This window comes from Mesorhizobium sp. M0676, assembly GCF_040320535.1.
In the GTDB taxonomy this organism is placed as follows: Bacteria; Pseudomonadota; Alphaproteobacteria; order Rhizobiales; family Rhizobiaceae; genus Mesorhizobium.
This window is the reverse complement of the sequence record NZ_JAMYPU010000018.1, coordinates 43985-57287: the sequence shown is the minus strand read 5'-3', so window position 1 is coordinate 57287 and position 13303 is coordinate 43985. Positions and strand designations below refer to the sequence as shown.

Genomic DNA, 13303 nt, shown 5'->3' with positions numbered 1-13303 from the left:
GTAAAAGGAGCGTGCACCAAGTGAGGCCGGGTTCGTTTGGGGCCTGCGTTTGGCCTGGGGCAAGGCGGCCCCGCCTGCCGCATCAAAAAGAAGCAAGCCAGACAGGCTTGGTATCAACCTGCTAATCATTTCCGCCGCGCCACCATGGCAAAACATGTTTGGGGGGCGATCGCACCGCTGATGGTCAGCGAAGGCCAACAAGTGGTCCGGCTACCCTTGGAGCCAATCCGCATTTCTGGCGATTTTCCCCTGGAGCAATCAATGCATTGACATGAACTCGGCCGTTTTATTGGTCCTTGCTGAGTGCAGGTAATCGTGCCGGAACTCAGCAAGAAAGGCCAGTCCTTCCCAATCATGGATGGTCAATTGGCCATTCACAAGTGATGTAAGGCGCTTCTCCCGAAGAGACTTGAGCGTGCGGTTGATGTGGACTGCCGACAGCCCTGTCGCCTCGCCAAGGTCAGCTTGAGTCACAGCAAAAGCGCAGGTTTGATCGGACGCGAGTCCGGCGTCTTCCATACGTAGCATGATTTCACAGAGAAGGTGGGCCACTCGGCCAAGCGCTTGGCGCTTCCCGACATTGACCACCCATTCGCGGAAAATCGATGCATCAACCAGTGTCGTTCGCCAAAGATTTGCCGCCAGCCTGGGGTGGCGTTCGCAGAGCAGCCGGATAGCCGAGTGATCTATGAAGCCAACACTGCAAGCGCTCACCGTTCGAACGTCGCTATCCAACAGATCGAGGTGCAGGCTCAACAGATCGGGCATGTCGCCAGGCACATGATAAGCAGTGACCTGACGCTTCCCGTCTCCTGTTACCTTCGAGGTGCTGGCTAAGCCAGCCAGGACCATTATGCACCGGGACGGCTGGTCGCCTTCCCGAACCAAGTTCTGGTTTGCGCCAATCGCAACGATCCTTATTCTTACCGCGTCGAGAGCTTGACGCTCACCTGACGTGAGGGTGAAGGCACGATGGAACTTGGCGGTTAATGGGCTTTGATAAAGCATGTCGGCTCTCCGTTTGGGCGGGAGCGCTATGGTCTCTCAGTCACCCGCGGCCAGCAGAACGCGAATGATGCCCGACCTTATATCATAAACACCGGACCGACTTAACCTGTGATAAGTCTGGCACTGCTTCGGATGGTCCTTTCCTCCATCGGCAGACACAGGCTCAACAGGATTGGTGCTTACGAGGGAAGCGGCCCATCATCGGGCCTCGAGTTGCGCAGCTGCGGCAGCAGCTATAATAGATCGTTCTCAAATTCGAGGACTCACACCATGACCGACGCCCCCGACCACGCCCCTGAACTGGTAGAACTCACGGCGGATGTGGTATCGGCGTACGTCAGCAACAATCCCGTGCCGGTCGCGGGTTTGGCGGACCTGATAGCCTCAGTGCACGCGTCGCTGTCTGGGATTGGCCATCGCGTGGCTGCCGCGACCGAAGAACCAGTGCCTGCGGTAAATCCAAAGAAGTCAGTATTTCCCGATTACATCATCTGTCTTGAAGATGGTAAGCGGTTCAAAACCCTTCGGCGACATCTGCGCGTGGATTTCGGTCTCACTCCTGACGCGTATCGAACAAAGTGGAACTTGCCATCCACTTATCCGATGGTCGCTCCCAACTATGCGGCCTCACGGTCTGCCATGGCGAAGTCGATCGGTCTGGGTAGGAAGGCACCGCAGCCCACTGTAACGGGCAAGGCAAGGCCGGCGGCTAAGGCTAAAGCGTAGCTTCCGCGATCACACCACTACCACCGCGGCACCAATCGACGATGTATGCATCGCGGCGGACCTGTCCGCTCTTGGCCGGTGCCCACCCAGGTTCCCCAACCCATGGCGCCGGCCATTTGTGGCCCACACCTCAGTTTCGTATTGCTGCCCAAACTCTTCTTGTTGAAGACCGCTTACGACGTTACAATCCCGTTTGGCCTGATTGCTGGGAGGCAACGCCCTGGCTGACATCATTCCAATTCGCAAAGCACGCCCTTGTGTCGAAGTTGGCGAAGCCTGTGGCGAGTGGTTTGTTCGCGTGGTCGAGGAAGACCAGGAACTCACCCGATCATTCAAGCTCGAATCCTATGCTTTGGCCTTTGCAGAAGGCCAAAGGACGCGTCTGCATCTCAACACGTTTTCCCGGCTGTAGAGTAGCGCGATGCAGATGTCCGCAGGGTTACTGGCGAATTTGGGCGATAGCATCGAAGCCATTGCCGCCCACATTGCGACCATGGAAACGCGACAGCTGCACCAATTGCTCAAGTCGTTGCCATCGAGATCGGAAATCGCCAGCGCGGAAATGGTGATGGGCATCCTCGTCTATCGCGAGATTGAACTGCGCCGCCGGCGGGGGACGGGCGGCAACGTGTTGCCCTTTCCGGGTCTCGTGACTCCACCTATTCAGCAGTAGATAGCGGCGCCGGACCTGTAAAGGCCGCCGCTTAAGCAACGGGCCTGAGGGCGGGGTAGCGTCTTGATGCCAAGAAACCCCGCCGCGCGCGCAACAGCGGGTTTTCGTAGGCACGGCTACATCCGAGGAATCGACCGCTTAAGGCAGAATTGCTTGGTTGTCGTCGCGGTTCCATACAATTAGATCAACTGTGCCAGATGAAGACGTAAAAAAACCCGTTGCCAATTACGGCAACGGGCTTGAGCTACCGGGTAGGGTCAGGAAGGCAATATGTAGACCCAACAACACGATGCGCCACGCCTCATGATCGAGGTCTTAACCGAACCGCGACAATTCTAACCATCTTGTCGACGTGTGAATAACTTTGCTGACTCCAGATCATCGGCAGGGAAGACGTGATTTGACCTTGGCGGAACAGCCGCTCACGATGAGACGGCTTGGGAAGGCGCGAGATGCAAATGCAAAGACATGATTGTGGTGCCGCCGATCGGCGCACAGTTCGAGACGCCTGAATTCCTCGCCGAGATCAGCGCCCTGCTTGATGAGGCCTATCCCGACTACGATTTCACGATCACCACCATAAGCAAGTTTCGGGATGACAGCTTCGTGTTGATCCCGCTGCTCGGCAGCGTCGGTGGTGAAGGCTCCGTTTTAGCGGCTTACCCGGATATGACGGCAATGCAGGAGATGGGCAATCTCCTGTTCAAGCACATCATCGGCCATCACCATCGCGACATTAGGTGCCGCACGTGGCCCCAATCCGTTCCCGGACCTCCGTCTCACATCTGCCCTGGCGGCTAATCCTTTAGCGCATCCGCGCCGCTATCGTCGTCGCGATGACGTTGACGAAGGCGCTTCAGCAGATCGCGTGAGGCTTGGATCGCCCTGCGCGATTGATCCATGTTCTGGCGAAACGTGGCGCGTTCCTCCATGGACTTCTGCCACTTCAGCAAGGTGGCCGTAGTCGCAGTGGCCGCTTGAGCGATATCTATGGGCGTTGCAACCATCGCATCCTCCCAAAAAGGCAATGGTAAACGCAATCTTTATAGGCCCAACGAAACCCTTTCTTCAATCAAAAACGAACATACGGCACATGGCAAAATGGCTATTCGTCGGGCCGCTCGACGGCGGCTTCGTCGACCTCGGCTTCCATCTCGTCGTTGACGGTCTTGGTCTATCCAAAACCAGCCATCGGCACACCGTCAAAACCCTGCAGCCACCCGTCGGCATGTTCCTGCCAGTAATGGCACCTCACGCTCCTTACCATCCTTGCACGCTTGGGCGCCGTACATCCAGGCGTAGGTGGCGCGCTCCTGATCTTTCTTAGGCACGGCGATTTGTGTCATCCTCAGCGAACGCCGGCTTGCCCGCTTCACGCTCGACGCCGAGCAGATCGAACTCGTCGTTCGCAAAGCACTTGGCCTTCAGCCAGTTGGTCGACGGTATTTGCTGTCCTTGCGCTTCGACACCTTGCCTTCAAGTCCGGCCTTGTCGAGCAAGTGAAAGATGGTCTTGGCTTCCCCCCGGCAGAGGCTCGCTGAACTGAATACGCCCGCCGGGCGCGATATAGCGCGGCCTCGGTCAGTCAGCCAAGCGGCATCGCGGTGCACGATAGCACCGAGAATCGCCGCGTACACGCTGCCGACTTCCTCTGCGCAGGATATGCCCAGCTTGTCCGCGCGGTCTTCCATCGCTTGCTCGGCCAGGTCGCTGATGCCAAGCGCGATTGTCTGCTGCGGATGGAAGGACGCTGACTGTAAAAGCCCGCCCAACCTTTCGGCGGGCGGGCTTCCACTGTCGGAACTGGAGAGTGTCATGTCGACAGCCCCGACAGGTCGGAAAGGGGTCGCTGGTTAGCGGCGCGAGATCAGCAGGCAGAGCCGGCGCAGGTCACGATCATAGGTGTCTTCGTTGCTAAGCACTTCGACGCAGCGCTTCTTCATCCGAGTGACCTGGGCGTTCGACATATCGCCGACAACGCTAGCCAGATTCGGGTTGCTCGAAGCGGTCGGGTTGCTGGGGTTGGCGGCTGGATTGGTTCCAACGCCGACATTTACGTCGGTACCAACCCCGGTGACGACACCGACATTGGCGCTGCCGGTTCCGATGGAAGCAGTCGCTCCGCCAGTGTCGCCGACGGAGGCTGCGGCATTTGCCCCAGAACCGCCTAGGGACACGCTAGCCGTAGCGCCGCTGTTGCCGCCCACATTAGCGCTGGCGCCTCCGCTGCCGACGGATACCCCGCCGACGCCTCCGACACTAATTCCAGCTGCTGTCGCTGGCATGCAAAGAATTGCGAGAACAGATCCGGCAGTCAGACTGCCCATAAGAATTTCAAAAATTCTTGCCATAGTACGCCTCCTTGTTGCCCTTCAAAGGATGGGACATTTTTGGGCATTTACGGACCCGATAGTGACGCACTAGAGTTTAAAAACAAGCTAACGGCCCGCGAAAGATGCGTCTTGGGTCATTACTTGGTAATTATCAAGAGTCAGATATAATAAAATTTTACTTTGACTCGGACGTGATTCCTCTACTTGTCATTCAATATCCTTGCCTAAGCACCCCATCGTCAATAATATTGTGCGGTGCAACAAGATTCAGAGATGGACCATGCGACGATCAGTAAGCGACTAATACCGCCGATCTGACATACAATGCTATATTAGCTCCTCTTGACGAACCCGACCGGCGGGCCGAATCAGAATCCCGTCAGCGCAACCCTGCAAAATCGCACTGGTCTGCCTGAAGCATCGCGACGATGGCCGACGATTTCTTTAGGAGATTTGAATGTCGCACAACGTGCTGCCCACCAAGCCGACGGCCGCGCTGAGCTCCGCGCAGTCACCGGTCTTGGCTACGGCCGGATCTATGATCAAAGCCCTGAGCCGGAGCCATCCGGGGTCCACGCCTGCCGCCCCGTATTTATTGTCACCAAAAGGGGAACAACGGCAGCTCGGCCGTGTTGGGCCAGTTAAGCAATATTGCAGGAGCACCACATGCATTTCGTCAAAGCGCTTTTAGCTGCGATCGCCATCGGTCTCATCAGCCCGGGGGCAATGGCTCAGACCGCGACGACGTCCCCGCAGGAATTTGTCAAAGCAGCTGCGAGCTCAGATATGTTCGAGATCCAGTCGAGTGAATTGGCACTGCGGAAATCGAAGACATCACGAGTGAAGGAATTCGCTCGCATGATGATCAAGGACCACACGACCTCTTCCAAGCGGCTCATTGCGGCGGCAAAGAAGGACGACGTCGCAGTGGCGCCGGAGATGACAAGCAAGCATGCTGCCCAATTGGAAGCGTTGAGCAACGACAGCAGCGGGGCGTTCGATAACGCCTATATCGACACCCAGGTGGCAGCGCACCAGGAAGCCCTGACGCTGATGACCTCCTATGCAGAAAACGGTCAGGCAAAACATCTGGCGGCCCATGCGAAAAAGACCGCGCCGGTGATCCGGCAGCATTTCAAACATGCCCAGCAACTGAGCAAGAGCGGTTCTCAGGGCTGAGTGGATCTGGCCACGACGTTGGTTCTTCGCGGCGCTGTGGAGTCTGTGGCCAACACTGCCTCCGCGCTCAGGGACGCTGCAACCTTTAAGCGGTGGTCGATGCAGGAACTCTAAAGGTGCGTCGCTCAGGTAGTCCGGCGTGCAAGCACCAGCGTCGTCGAAGTTGCCAAACGAACAGGAGACCTGACATGCCAAAGCAAAACGAGACCTCGCATTCGAGACGAAGTGACTTCGCCAATGATGAACCCATTCGCCCGGAGGATGCCGCCGTGTTGGACAGCCCCGTGGGCCACGAAGACAGGCACGGCGCGGAGCCAGGTTTCGTGGGAGCCGACGATGTCGACCAGCCGCTCGGCGCAAGGCCCCGCAGCGAAATTACCGGTCGTCATGATGAAGGGGCAGGCGCCAATGAGACGATGGACGGCTTAAGCGAAACCGAGGAACTGACCCGCAGCTACGCCGAGGACATACCAACCGGTGACAATGATGAGGACGAGGAAGACATCCCTGTCTTCGAAAGAGGCCGAAGCAACACCGACCTCTGAGCGGCGCCAAGTTTGAACCCACGGTGAGGAACATGACAATGAGCACATTCGGACTTCGGATTGTGTCTTTGGGGCTCCGGGCTTTTTTGGGGCTGGGGGCCTCGCTGATTTTGGGCGCCCAGGCATCTGCGCAGACAAGTCAGCCGGCTCAACAATCCGGCGACTCATCGCAAACAGGCAAGCACGATCGTCTGCCGGCGCAAGGATCGTCGCCGACCGCCAAGGATGATGTCGGCGTTGACGTCTCGCTCGGCCGGCCGGAGGTGAAGCAACAGGTTGCAAGACATCTAGGAGTGGCTGAGACCGAGTTGCCACTGGCGGTGCATGTGCCGATCGCGCTCGCTTCGCAAGTCTGCGGGCAAGAGGTATTTACCGCCCGCGCCAATGTAAACCGAAGCTGCACCGCGACGAAGTTCATTCCGGAAATCGCCGAGGCGGCACGCAACCATCCACAAACCTCCGCGGTACCGGAGCAGTAGCATCGAAATGTCCGAACCCGGCGCGACGGTCGCGCCATGCTTACCCTAGGATAGCGCTCCAACCCGGCGTAAATCAGCCCCACCGCCGTCTGTTGGCGGCATGCATGATGGCGTTCGCCGCCGTCTCTTAACCAATGTGAATGCTGTCGCTCCGCAGCCACGCTACGAGATCCTGTCCGAAGCGGAGGCAGGCAGATGCCACTGGATTCCCTGATCGATCAATATGTGAGCAGCCGCAAGCGGCGGGGTCTTTTGTCGACACGGCATGCTCTCGAGGCGTTGAAAGAGGCCCTTCCGGCGCTGTCGATCGGCGAAAGCCATCTTGTCAATATGATCGCCGAGCGAGCGCTCGCCTTTGGCCTCGCCATCCACTTCGATCATTCGGGCGAGAATGCCGGGTAAGACATCCACGAGAGCGTCTGCTGATGCCACAGGACGAGGAACTCGGTGTCGCGTAGTTCCATCTTCATTGCCTGGCGGTCGGGCAAACATTCCGAGGCTGCTCCCACCCGTGTTCTGGGCGGGTGGTGAAAGTCGCCGGAGCGATGCCACGGCGTGCGCCGAGCCCACCCCGGCATTGGACAAGCTCCCCAGCTTTCGCCAGCTGGAGCTTACTTCTACTCACAGCAGCCCTAGCGAGGCTCGATGGGCCTTCGCGTACGGCGGTTTCGGAACTTTTGCTCCAGCGGGCGGTTGGGGCCGGCGAATTGAGGTTGAAAGGAGAAGATGATGACGGACAATAAAACCGAGCGTGATTTTCGCCACAAGAACCGGGTCTCGTCCAACGAACGCAACGAAGTCGAGCATTTTGCCCAGCAGAACGGCATCACGCCTGAGCAGGTGATGGAGCTCATCAAAGCCGCCGGGAATGACCGCGCCTCGTTGACCGCGGCTGCGAAGGAATTGAAATCAGTTTCCCGGGGCGGCTCGCTTACGGCATGAATCCGTCGCTACCGAAGAGGATCATGAACCTTCGAGAGTTTGAGTGTAGCATCATCCTGACGCACACGCGGAGCAGATCGAGCGTGAAAGTGACAATTCTACCCCTGCCCAACATGCGGAAAGCGCTGGAGGTTCGGGGCTGCGCAGATCGGCTATCGTCACCCCGAACCATAATCCACTCGAACGCGAGTCCTGGACGCACGGCGGACCGAGCCTACTTCCTGCCGTCGTTCAACAATAATCCCGCGCCGCAGTCAGCCAGCGAGATCGCCGTCGCCTGCCGGACGCGTGTCGGCTTCCAAACTGACAAACGCACCGCCTTTGTAGCGACGCTTTCCAGCCACGATCAGCTGCGCAGCTTTGCCGCGCTTGCTGCGCACCAATAAATTCCATCTCCTTCCCTCACACTGATCTTGCTCAGCGGTCGTTTTGCCGCTGCGGTAGGCGCTGTCCATCCGCTTCGATCGCGGTGGCGCCCAGTATCAACGCTGCCAGATCAAACCGCACAATCAGCACCTCAAAGCTGATCAGCAGAAGCAGCAGTGAATCAGGACCTCGTCGATCAGAGGCGGAAAGCCCAACTAAGAAAACCGCCGGCGGTGCCGATCTCGAAGAAATTCTAGCCCGCACGGTGAACAGGCTGGGGGCCGCATCGCGATATAGGGTTCAGCACAGCTCCAGCGGTACCGAGACGATCGACCCCTGCCCGCTCGGCGCCCCTCGGCCACGTCAATGACCAGCACGCGCAGCATGGTCAGCTGGCTTAGCCTTCATGGCGCAGATCGGCCACGGTCCGTCTCTTTCGGCTATGAAAACGTCACTCTGCTTTGCTAAACGCGGTGCTGGACCGGTTACCATGCGTCAGATCTGGAGCATCACCTTGCCGGCCTCGATTCTCACCGGATAGATCGCGAGATTGACGCAGACCCGGCGCGCCTTGGCCTTGGCCGGCCGCAATTGAAGCGGCCAATATGCTTCAAGGCATTCGATGACGTCGTCGATCACCAGCCCTTCGGCCGGATGCGCCTTCTCATGCGTACAATATCCGTCGGTGGCGAAGAACTCGTCATTGGGCGAGCGGCAAACCGCGAAGCTGCGGCCGCGAGGATCGAAGCAGATGACATCCTCTTTCGAGATGTCGTCCACCGCGCACGCTTCATCCAGTCAGCCATCTCCGGCTCCGGCAAAATTCGCTATCGCTATTCAGCGGCCGCCGACATATCCACCTGGTGAAATTCGCTGCGATAGGGTCTGGCTGTCGGCGGCAATTTCCGCTCGAGATAAAAATCCTCATATTTCAGCTGTCGAAGCAGCACCGGCCAGACCTCGCGATAGGCATGCCACATGGACGGGTTCGGCACCGGCAGGTCGTGCTTGATCAGCTCGTGCAGTCTTGGCAGCGCATGATAGGGCACCATCGGGAACATATGGTGTTCGACATGGTAATTCATGTTCCAGTAGATGAAGCGGCTGACCGGGTTCATGTAGACGGTGCGCGTGTTCAGCCGGTGGTCGACGACATTGTCGGCCAGGCCGATATGCTGCAGCAACCCTGTCAGCACCATGTGCCAGCTGCCATAGAGGCGCGGCAGGCCGATCAGCACCAGCGGCAGCAGTGACCACGTGAACAACGCCAGCCCGACTGTCGCCGCATAGATGGCGACATGCCAGCGCGCAGCGATCACCGCCTTGTGCTGCTCCATCTCGGGGATATAGCTCTTCTCTTCATCGGACAGCTTGCCGAACGCCTGGCGCACCAGCGTCGGCAGCGAATAGCGGAAATCGAGAATACCGGTGAAGGCCAGCGCCGCCTTGATCAGATTTGGCGGCCGCATTACCGCGATTTCGGCATCGCGGCCGACGATGATGGTATCGGTGTGATGGCGGGCATGGCTCCAGCGCCATTGCACGGGGTTGCGCATCAGCATGAAGCTTGAGATCTGGTAGACGACATCGTTCATCCAGCGCGTCCGGAACGCGGTGCCGTGGCCGCATTCGTGCCAGCGCGAGTCGCTCGACGAGCCGTAAAGCACGCCATAGACTAACAGGAACGGCACCACCCACCACGTGCCCCAGAACCATACGATGCCGGCGGCCGACACCAGGATCGCCGCGACCCAGATGATCGTGTCGCGGATCGCCGGCCCGTCGGAGCGTTGCATCAACTCCTTGATCGCCTTGCGCGGGACATCGGTGTGATACCATTCGGCCGAAGCCAATCCGGTCTCGATGGCGCGCTTGGTGCTTTCACCGACCAGGCTGTAGTCACGCTTCCTGCTTGCCGTCATCATCATCTCCGCTTTCCTGCCTGCGCTCCGCGAGGGCCGCCTGGGGCCGGCCGGGCCGCGCCTGCTTCCGTATTCCGGCGCACTTCCCGCCCGCCGCGGCATACGATGGTGTGTTTCAAGCCGGTCACACCTGCAGTCTCGCAAAAGCGCCCGACGGCACAGGGTAATCCTGTTGCGGCTGCCGGGCGATCGAAGCTATCCTCGCTTCCGCTTGGGCGATCTGGCCGGCACCGTCGAGCACCCGGAACACGGCGTCATAGGAGCGGCTTTCGCCATGGTCCAGCCAGATCATCTCGCCCCGTTCCCGCGCGGCGAGATTGCCCAGAACATGATGCGTCGAGGGTTCGATTCCCAACGCATATAGGCCGGCCTGGAAGTTCTGCCACTGATACGTGCAGGGCAGCTGATCCTTGCGGGTAACGACCTCGAAGCCGAGGCCCAGGTGGTCATTGACGACGGCCACCGGCACCTCGCCCGCCGCATCGGCGCCAAGCTCGTGCTCCCAGACCTGCTCGCTGAATCCCAGCTGCGGCGCCGGCACGGTTCGGTAGCCGACCTTCTGCGCCTCGTAACGATCGCCGGCGTGCGCCGCCCAGACGACATCCCGGATTGGCGCCAGGTAGCGCGAACCCTCGTCGAGCAAGGGATGGCTGACATTGACGTGATAGAAATACATGTGCGGCGTGCGGCTGAAACCATGATTGACGACGCGGTCCGACAGCCGGATCTCGCTTCCGCCGACATCGGCCTCGATGCGGCGCAGCAAATGGAGATCCTCGCCGAACACGGTTGCCTGCTGGACGATGCCTTCCGCCCACAGCACGCAACGGTCGCCGTCCCAGGCCTCGCCGTAGCCGGTCAGCCGCGCCGGCACGGTGCCGATGCGGCCATGCAGCGAGTGCAACACCCGCTTGCGCCCGGGATAATTGTAGCTTTGGGCCGGCACGTCTTGCCGGCCCAGTATATGATCGAGGCCGCAGGTGACGAGCAGCCCCGAGAACGACCGGCCAAAGGCGAAACCGTCCTCCCCTTCATGCTCGTGCAGTCCGGGGTGGCGAAAGCCACTCGGCGAATGCCAGCCGATCGCCTGGCCCCGGAAGTCGCAATCGGCGATATCGAGCGCCCGGTCGACCAGCGCCGTGAAGCGCAGGCCGGAGCCGGTGCGGAACTCGAGCATCCGGATGCCGCGCTCCACGCCGTCGCCGAGCGTCATCAGCCGCACGCCGGCAAACTGCGACAGCATGCCGGACCGCTCGGCCACCTGCCTTCGCGACAGCGTCTTGCCGTAAAGCTCTACCATGCGACGTCCTTCACTTTGCCCTCGCCTCCTTGAGCAAGGCCGACATGTCGGCGCCGGTGATGATGCTTTCCACCGTCAACAGGTCGGTGTCGGCGACCGTCTGTTCCGCGACGATTTCGCCGCGGCGCATGACGATGATGCGGTCGGCGACCTGGAACACGTGGTGGATGTTGTGGGTGATGAGCAGCACCGAGTGGCCGGCGTCGCGCACCTCCTTGACGAAGCGCAGCACGCCGTGGGTTTCCTCGACTCCAAGATTGTTGGTCGGCTCGTCGAGTATGATCACCTTGGCGGCGAACTGCATGGCGCGCGAGATCGCGATCGATTGCCGCTCACCGCCCGAGAGCGTGCTAACCAGTGCATCGGCATCGAGCTTTTTCGAAATGCCGACCCGCTTCAGCAGCGCCGAGGCGGCGTTGCGAAGCTTGGCGAGGTCGAGGGGCGCGAACACGCCGAGCCAGCCGAAATTGACCGGCTCCCGACCCAAGAAAAGATTGCGCGCGATGCTGAGGTCCGGCGCGAGCGATGTGTCCTGATGGATAGTCTCGATGCCGAGGTCCATCGCGTCGCGCGTCGAGCGGATCGACGCCTTCTCGCCGCGCACGAAGATGTCGCCGTGGTCGGCCGGGAAGACGCCGGAGATCGCTTTGATCAGCGTCGACTTGCCGGCGCCATTGTCGCCAAGCAGGGCAACCACCTCGCCTTCGTTGAGGGTGAACGAGGCGTTCTTCAGCGCACGCACGTTGCCGAAGGACTTTTGCAGGTCTTGCAGACGCAGCACTTCCATCCTCAGCTCCTTGCGGCGTTCTTCTGCAGCAAAGCGTGCAGGATGAGCATGGCGAGGATGATGACGCCGACGAAGATGTTGTATGCCAAGCCCGGCACACCGATCAGCACGATGCCGTTGCGGATGGCGCGCAGCATCAGGGCGCCGACGATGGTGCCGAGGATGGTGCCGCGCCCGCCGGTGAGCGCCGTGCCGCCGACCACCACCATGGCGATCACTTCGAGTTCGTAGCCGGTGCCGGCCACCGGCGAGGCGGCCGAAATCCGGAACGCGCTGATCATGCCGGCCAGCCCGGCCACCACCGAGGTCAGGATGAACAGCCAGATCTTGACCGCGTCGGCCGGCACGCCGCGCGCCACCGCTGCGTTGCGGTTGCTGCCGATGGCGCTGATCCAGTTGCCGAGCTTGGCGTAGCGCAGGATGTAAATCGCCAGCAGCGACAGGCCGATGAACCACCAGAGCGAGGTGTAGAACCGGAACGAGCCTACATTGAAGCTGCCGGCAAGCAGCGTGACGAAGAAGCCGGGCTGGTCCCACGACTTCAGGGGGAATCCCTGCGTGATGTAGAGCGCCGCGCCGCGCACGACGAGCAGCATCGACAGCGTGACCAGGAAGGAGGAAATGCCGATCTTGGTGACGATCAGCCCGTTGATGGCGCCGATCGCGATGCACAGCACAAGCCCGGCCAGGAGGGCGACGCCGATGTCGATACCGCCATTCTGCACCAGCAGCATCACCACGACGGGCGCAAGGCCGAACACGGCGCCGACCGACAGATCGAACTCGCCCGCCGTCAGCAGCAGCGTCATGCCGAGAGCGATGATGCCGAGCTCGGGCAGGAACGCCATCATGTTGGATATGTTGAGCGGCGACAGGAAGTTGCCGTCGGCGATGGCGAATACCACGAGCAGCACGATGAGGATGATGAGCGAGGAGAATTGCGGCGAACGCAGCAGCGCAGACCTGCCCTTCGCTCGCTGCGTGTCGTCGTCTGCTGTGATTGCCATATCTGTCAGGACCATGCGTTTCGTCCGGCGCCCGCC

At 60.1% G+C, this 13303-nt stretch carries 17 protein-coding genes and 1 pseudogene; 8 read left to right on the top strand and 10 right to left on the bottom strand.

Features of this window, described 5'->3' with window-relative positions:
- Nucleotides 1-258: 258 nt before the first annotated feature.
- Entirely contained in the window at nucleotides 259-1008 is a 750-nt protein-coding gene (locus NKI35_RS20200; RefSeq protein ID WP_023708903.1) for a Crp/Fnr family transcriptional regulator, read from the bottom strand.
- A gap of 270 nt (nucleotides 1009-1278) precedes the next feature.
- Between NKI35_RS20200 and NKI35_RS20195 the strand changes: the two genes are divergently transcribed.
- The 3 genes from NKI35_RS20195 (at nucleotide 1279) to NKI35_RS20185 (ending at nucleotide 3208) form a co-directional block, all read left to right on the top strand.
- The gene (locus NKI35_RS20195) at nucleotides 1279-1734 is read left to right on the top strand and encodes a Ros/MucR family transcriptional regulator (RefSeq protein ID WP_352741311.1); all 456 of its coding nucleotides are present in this window, start codon (nucleotides 1279-1281) and stop codon (nucleotides 1732-1734) included.
- Between the two features lie 421 nt (nucleotides 1735-2155).
- Nucleotides 2156-2407, top strand: coding sequence for a hypothetical protein (locus NKI35_RS20190; protein WP_023739468.1), 252 nt, complete (start codon nucleotides 2156-2158; stop codon nucleotides 2405-2407).
- A 468-nt stretch (nucleotides 2408-2875) separates the two neighbouring features.
- A complete protein-coding gene (locus NKI35_RS20185) occupies nucleotides 2876-3208 on the top strand; it encodes a hypothetical protein (RefSeq protein ID WP_023708907.1) in 333 nt (110 codons plus the stop codon).
- On the opposite strand, the gene NKI35_RS20180 is transcribed toward NKI35_RS20185, so the two are convergent.
- The 3 genes from NKI35_RS20180 to NKI35_RS20170 form a co-directional block, all read right to left on the bottom strand.
- Nucleotides 3205-3414 carry a hypothetical protein gene (locus NKI35_RS20180; protein ID WP_023708908.1) on the bottom strand — a complete coding sequence of 70 codons (210 nt, stop codon included), beginning with the start codon at nucleotides 3412-3414 and terminating at the stop codon, nucleotides 3205-3207. The genes NKI35_RS20185 and NKI35_RS20180 overlap by 4 nt on opposite strands.
- 417 nt (nucleotides 3415-3831) lie before the next feature.
- Nucleotides 3832-4224 carry a hypothetical protein gene (locus NKI35_RS20175; protein ID WP_352518857.1) on the bottom strand — a complete coding sequence of 131 codons (393 nt, stop codon included), beginning with the start codon at nucleotides 4222-4224 and terminating at the stop codon, nucleotides 3832-3834.
- Between the two features lie 36 nt (nucleotides 4225-4260).
- Complete coding sequence (locus NKI35_RS20170) at nucleotides 4261-4758, bottom strand: hypothetical protein (protein ID WP_031253499.1); 498 nt, start codon at nucleotides 4756-4758, stop codon at nucleotides 4261-4263.
- A gap of 648 nt (nucleotides 4759-5406) precedes the next feature.
- Between NKI35_RS20170 and NKI35_RS20165 the strand changes: the two genes are divergently transcribed.
- From NKI35_RS20165 to NKI35_RS20145, 5 genes are all read left to right on the top strand, one after another.
- Entirely contained in the window at nucleotides 5407-5919 is a 513-nt protein-coding gene (locus NKI35_RS20165; protein WP_352741310.1) for a DUF4142 domain-containing protein, read from the top strand.
- Between the two features lie 188 nt (nucleotides 5920-6107).
- A complete protein-coding gene (locus tag NKI35_RS20160; protein WP_023743177.1) occupies nucleotides 6108-6464 on the top strand; it encodes a hypothetical protein in 357 nt (118 codons plus the stop codon).
- A 38-nt stretch (nucleotides 6465-6502) separates the two neighbouring features.
- Entirely contained in the window at nucleotides 6503-6943 is a 441-nt protein-coding gene (locus tag NKI35_RS20155; RefSeq protein WP_023749387.1) for a hypothetical protein, read from the top strand.
- A 195-nt stretch (nucleotides 6944-7138) separates the two neighbouring features.
- Nucleotides 7139-7345 carry a hypothetical protein gene (locus NKI35_RS20150; protein WP_352518860.1) on the top strand — a complete coding sequence of 69 codons (207 nt, stop codon included), beginning with the start codon at nucleotides 7139-7141 and terminating at the stop codon, nucleotides 7343-7345.
- Nucleotides 7346-7669: 324 nt separating this feature from the next.
- Nucleotides 7670-7885, top strand: a complete 216-nt coding sequence (locus tag NKI35_RS20145) for a DUF3606 domain-containing protein (RefSeq protein WP_352518861.1) — start codon at nucleotides 7670-7672, stop codon at nucleotides 7883-7885.
- A 254-nt stretch (nucleotides 7886-8139) separates the two neighbouring features.
- On the opposite strand, the gene NKI35_RS20140 is transcribed toward NKI35_RS20145, so the two are convergent.
- From NKI35_RS20140 to NKI35_RS20115, 6 genes and pseudogenes are all read right to left on the bottom strand, one after another.
- Nucleotides 8140-8340, bottom strand: a complete 201-nt coding sequence (locus NKI35_RS20140) for a hypothetical protein (protein WP_156929821.1) — start codon at nucleotides 8338-8340, stop codon at nucleotides 8140-8142.
- 406 nt (nucleotides 8341-8746) lie between these two features.
- Nucleotides 8747-9057, bottom strand: a pseudogene (locus NKI35_RS20135) (Rieske 2Fe-2S domain-containing protein).
- A 27-nt stretch (nucleotides 9058-9084) separates the two neighbouring features.
- On the bottom strand, nucleotides 9085-10173 hold the full coding sequence (locus tag NKI35_RS20130) for a fatty acid desaturase family protein (protein ID WP_502897156.1): 1089 nt from the start codon (nucleotides 10171-10173) through the stop codon (nucleotides 9085-9087).
- 124 nt (nucleotides 10174-10297) lie between these two features.
- The gene (locus tag NKI35_RS20125; RefSeq protein WP_352518862.1) at nucleotides 10298-11473 is read right to left on the bottom strand and encodes an aldose 1-epimerase family protein; all 1176 of its coding nucleotides are present in this window, start codon (nucleotides 11471-11473) and stop codon (nucleotides 10298-10300) included.
- A gap of 10 nt (nucleotides 11474-11483) precedes the next feature.
- Nucleotides 11484-12266, bottom strand: a complete 783-nt coding sequence (locus tag NKI35_RS20120; protein WP_196814833.1) for an ATP-binding cassette domain-containing protein — start codon at nucleotides 12264-12266, stop codon at nucleotides 11484-11486.
- Nucleotides 12263-13267, bottom strand: coding sequence for an ABC transporter permease (locus tag NKI35_RS20115; RefSeq protein ID WP_050586906.1), 1005 nt, complete (start codon nucleotides 13265-13267; stop codon nucleotides 12263-12265). The genes NKI35_RS20120 and NKI35_RS20115 overlap by 4 nt, the downstream gene beginning before the upstream one ends.
- Nucleotides 13268-13303: the final 36 nt, after the last annotated feature.

Excerpts from the sequence above, each read along its gene's own strand:
- NKI35_RS20200 (WP_023708903.1), bottom strand. The coding sequence starts at position 1,008 with ATGCTTTATCAAAGCCCATTAACCGCCAAGTTCCATCGTGCCTTCACC.
- NKI35_RS20195 (WP_352741311.1), top strand. The coding sequence starts at position 1,279 with ATGACCGACGCCCCCGACCACGCCCCTGAACTGGTAGAACTCACGGCG.
- NKI35_RS20190 (WP_023739468.1), top strand. The coding sequence starts at position 2,156 with ATGCAGATGTCCGCAGGGTTACTGGCGAATTTGGGCGATAGCATCGAA.
- NKI35_RS20185 (WP_023708907.1), top strand. The coding sequence starts at position 2,876 with ATGATTGTGGTGCCGCCGATCGGCGCACAGTTCGAGACGCCTGAATTC.
- NKI35_RS20180 (WP_023708908.1), bottom strand. The coding sequence starts at position 3,414 with ATGGTTGCAACGCCCATAGATATCGCTCAAGCGGCCACTGCGACTACG.
- NKI35_RS20175 (WP_352518857.1), bottom strand. The coding sequence starts at position 4,224 with ATGACACTCTCCAGTTCCGACAGTGGAAGCCCGCCCGCCGAAAGGTTG.
- NKI35_RS20170 (WP_031253499.1), bottom strand. The coding sequence starts at position 4,758 with ATGGCAAGAATTTTTGAAATTCTTATGGGCAGTCTGACTGCCGGATCT.
- NKI35_RS20165 (WP_352741310.1), top strand. The coding sequence starts at position 5,407 with ATGCATTTCGTCAAAGCGCTTTTAGCTGCGATCGCCATCGGTCTCATC.
- NKI35_RS20160 (WP_023743177.1), top strand. The coding sequence starts at position 6,108 with ATGCCAAAGCAAAACGAGACCTCGCATTCGAGACGAAGTGACTTCGCC.
- NKI35_RS20155 (WP_023749387.1), top strand. The coding sequence starts at position 6,503 with ATGAGCACATTCGGACTTCGGATTGTGTCTTTGGGGCTCCGGGCTTTT.
- NKI35_RS20150 (WP_352518860.1), top strand. The coding sequence starts at position 7,139 with ATGCCACTGGATTCCCTGATCGATCAATATGTGAGCAGCCGCAAGCGG.
- NKI35_RS20145 (WP_352518861.1), top strand. The coding sequence starts at position 7,670 with ATGATGACGGACAATAAAACCGAGCGTGATTTTCGCCACAAGAACCGG.
- NKI35_RS20140 (WP_156929821.1), bottom strand. The coding sequence starts at position 8,340 with ATGGACAGCGCCTACCGCAGCGGCAAAACGACCGCTGAGCAAGATCAG.
- NKI35_RS20130 (WP_502897156.1), bottom strand. The coding sequence starts at position 10,173 with ATGACGGCAAGCAGGAAGCGTGACTACAGCCTGGTCGGTGAAAGCACC.
- NKI35_RS20125 (WP_352518862.1), bottom strand. The coding sequence starts at position 11,473 with ATGGTAGAGCTTTACGGCAAGACGCTGTCGCGAAGGCAGGTGGCCGAG.
- NKI35_RS20115 (WP_050586906.1), bottom strand. The coding sequence starts at position 13,267 with ATGGCAATCACAGCAGACGACGACACGCAGCGAGCGAAGGGCAGGTCT.